Below are 3148 nucleotides of genomic sequence, written 5' to 3'. Positions count from 1 at the left end.
CGTCCACCGACAGGTTGGCCTCGATGTCGATCGGCAGCACCAGGGACTGCAGGGGCTCGGTGGGCGCGGGCGGCGCGGGTGGGCGCTGGTCGCTCACGCGCACGCGCGCGGCATGCAACTCGCTCACCAGCAGGTCGCGGCGCAGCAGGCCGAGCCAGAACAGCCCGCCCAGGCGCAGGCGCAGGCCCTCCACCTGCACCGACAGCCCGTCCCGCGACCAACCGAGCGCCTGCACTTGGCCACCGCCGATGAGGCTGCCGCTCACGCCCTCGGCCTGGATGCGGCCGGCCTCGGGCGCCTTCTCCGCCTGCCAGGCCAGGCCCCAGCGCAGCGCCTGCGCCAGCGAGCCTTCGCTGGCGGCCCAGGCCCCCAGCAGCAGCGCGCCGGCCAGCCCGGCGCCGGCGAGCGCGCCGAACAGCCACACCAGGGCGCGGCCGAACCAGCCGGCGGCGCCGGGCCAGCGCGGGGCCGGCGGCGGCGCGACCGGTGGGGGAAGGGGGCGCTGGGGCTCGGCCATCGCCACCTCAGAAGACGAAGCCCACGCTCAGGTGCAGGCGCAGCTTGCGCGGCTGCACGCCATAGGCGATGTCCACCTGCAGCGGGCCCACCGGGCTGTTGTAGCGCAGGCCGGTGCCCACGCCCCACAGGAAATCGAGCTCGCTCACGCGGTTGGCGACGGCGCCGCCGTCGACGAACAGCACGTGCTCGAAGGGGGAGCGCGACACGCCGTCGCCCCAGATGGGGCGCTGCCATTCCAGGCTCACCACGGCCTTGTAGCGGCCGGCGAGCACGCTGCCGTCGGGCTGCACCACGCCGATGTCGCGCAGGCCGTAGCCGCGCACCGAGGCGTCGCCGCCGGCGTAGAAGAGCTGGGTGTCGGGCACGGGCGTGGACCGCTCGGCGATCACGGCGCCGCCTTCCAGGCGCAGCGCCAGCCGGCCCAGGCGCGTGGGCGGGCGCGCGGTGGCGCGTTCGCCGGGCACGGTGGAGGGCAGCTCGGCTTCGCGGTCGAGCGGGAAGTAACCCAGCCAGCGCGCCTGCGTGCGGCCGAAGGGCTTGCGCGTGATGCCCAGGGTGCTGCCCACGCCCAGCTCCACCGCCAGCGCATGGCCGCGGTTGGGCGAGATCGGGTCGTCGAAGCGCTCGCGCGACCAGGCGTAGTTGGCCGTGATGGACGACTCGATGCGGCCCTTGATGCCGCTCAGGCGCTCGCTGTCGGTGAGGGTGCGCGCGCGGTCGTATTGCAGGTACACGCTGCGGTCGTACTCGACGCCGTCCTGTGCCCGGCCGAAGCGCGCGCGCTGGCTGGTGGTCTCGACCTGGTTGGTGTCCTGCTTGGCGGCCTGCAGCAGCGAGACCCAGCGCCAGCCCTCCTTGTCCAGCGGCGAGGACCACTCGGTCTTGGCCAGGCTGTCCTGGCGCTCGAAACGCAGGGTGGACAAGGCCCGCCAGCCGATGCCGGGCAGGCGGTTGTGGATGTGCTCCAGCGACAGGCGCGCGCCGTTGTCGGTGCTGGCGCCAATGCCCAGCACCAGCTTCTGCCGCATGGCCTCGCGCAGCTGCACCTTCACCGGCAGCGCGCCGCCGCCGGCGCCGGGCTCCACGTAGACGAAGGCGGCATCGTAGTAGCCGCTGTCGAGCAGGCGCTGCTGGGCCTGCTGCAGCAGGGCGAGGTCGTAGTCGCTGCCCGGCGTGAGTCCGGTGAGGCGCACGATGCGCTCGCTCATCTCGCGGTCGTAGCGCTGCGCGCCGTCGATCTCGATGGCGCCGAAGCGCCGGTGCGCGCCGGAGTCGAGCTCCACGTACAGGCGCGCGCTGGCGCTGGCGCCGTCGACGTCGGCCAGGCTGCTGCTGATGCGCCCGCCGGGGTAGCGCTGGGCGGTCAGGCGGCGCAGCGCGGCGGTCTTGGTGCGGTCCCACTGGTCTTGCGTGAAGCGCTGACCGGCGAGCAGGGCGGCCTCGCGCTGGATCTCCTCGCGCTGCGCCTGGGCGTCGGCGTCGCTGGCGATGTCGCCCAGAAAGCTGATCTGCACGCTTTGCACCGTGGTGGGCGGGCCGGGGTCCACCCGCACCGGGATGCGGCCCAGCGGCGCGGGGCCCTGGCCGGCGGCGGCGAGGGCGGCCGCGGTGGGCGGCAGCGGTTCGCCGATCTCGATGCGCGGCGCGAAGTAGCCGCGCGTGGCGATCAGCTCGCGCGCGTTGGCGGGCAGCTCGCTCAGCAGGCGCTCCAGCTCGGTGGCGTCCAGGCTGCGCTGCTCGCGAAAGCGCTGGATGTCCAGGTGGCGCAGCAGGAAGGCGTGCAGTTCCTCGGGGGCGTCGAGCTCGATCTCGAAGCGTGGCGTGACGGGGGGGCGGGCGGCCCGCGCGGCGCGGCGGGTGTCGGCGCCGGAAGGACGGGCGTCGTCCTCGTCCGCGGCGGGTGCTGGGGTGTCGGGCGATGCGGGGGCCGCGGCCGGACCTGCCGTGGCGGGGTCGACCTGCGCCCAGGCCGGCGTGGCGCCGCAGGCGAGTGCCAGCACAAGCCGCCACGCGGCCCGGCGGTGGCGGGCCGGAGACAGGAAACGCATGCGCCGATTATTTCGACAGCATGCGCATCGTGTCTTCCAGGCCCTTCAGGGTGAGCGGAAACATGCGTTGGCCCATGAGCTGCTGGATGATGCTGATGCTCTGTCGATACTGCCAGACGCCATGGGGTTCCGGGTTGATCCACGCGAACTTGGGAAACGCGTGCGTGAGGCGCTGCAGCCACTCGGCGCCGGCTTCCTCGTTGTTGTATTCCACGCTGCCGCCGGGTTGCAGGATCTCGTAGGGGCTCATGGTCGCGTCGCCCACGAAGATCAGCTTGTAGTCCTTGTTGTACTTGCGGATGATGTCCCAGGTCGGGAACTTCTCGGCGTAGCGGCGGCGGTTGTTCTTCCACATGAAGTCGTAGACGCAGTTGTGGAAGTAATAAAACTCCAGGTGCTTGAACTCGCTCTTGACGGCCGAGAACAGCTCCTCGACGCGCTGGATGTGCTCATCCATGGTGCCGCCCACGTCCATCAGCAGCAGCACCTTCACGTTGTTGTGCCGCTCCGGGATCATCTTGATGTCCAGGTAGCCGGCGTTGGCCGCGGTGCTGCGGATGGTGTCGGGCAGATCGAGTTCG

The 3148-nt window shown here is 72.2% G+C and carries 1 protein-coding gene and 2 pseudogenes; all 3 read right to left on the bottom strand.

Going from position 1 to position 3148, the window contains the following annotated elements:
- Positions 1–517 (bottom strand): annotated as a pseudogene (locus BGO22_RS04835) (hypothetical protein); the annotation flags it as partial.
- Positions 518–524: 7 nt separating this feature from the next.
- Entirely contained in the window at positions 525–2567 is a 2043-nt protein-coding gene (locus BGO22_RS04830) for an autotransporter assembly complex protein TamA (RefSeq protein WP_070397353.1), read from the bottom strand.
- A 7-nt stretch (positions 2568–2574) separates the two neighbouring features.
- Positions 2575–3148, bottom strand: a pseudogene (locus BGO22_RS04825) (hypothetical protein); the annotation flags it as partial.

This window comes from Hydrogenophaga sp. 70-12, from assembly GCF_001897365.1.
GTDB classification, from domain to species: domain Bacteria; phylum Pseudomonadota; class Gammaproteobacteria; order Burkholderiales; family Burkholderiaceae_C; genus Hydrogenophaga; species Hydrogenophaga borbori.
The sequence above is the reverse complement of the archived record's forward strand: the minus strand, read 5'-3'. Positions and strand labels throughout refer to the sequence as shown.

Coding starts and splice junctions, on each gene's coding strand:
- BGO22_RS04830 (WP_070397353.1), bottom strand. CDS start 2,567: ATGCGTTTCCTGTCTCCGGCCCGCCACCGCCGGGCCGCGTGGCGGCTT.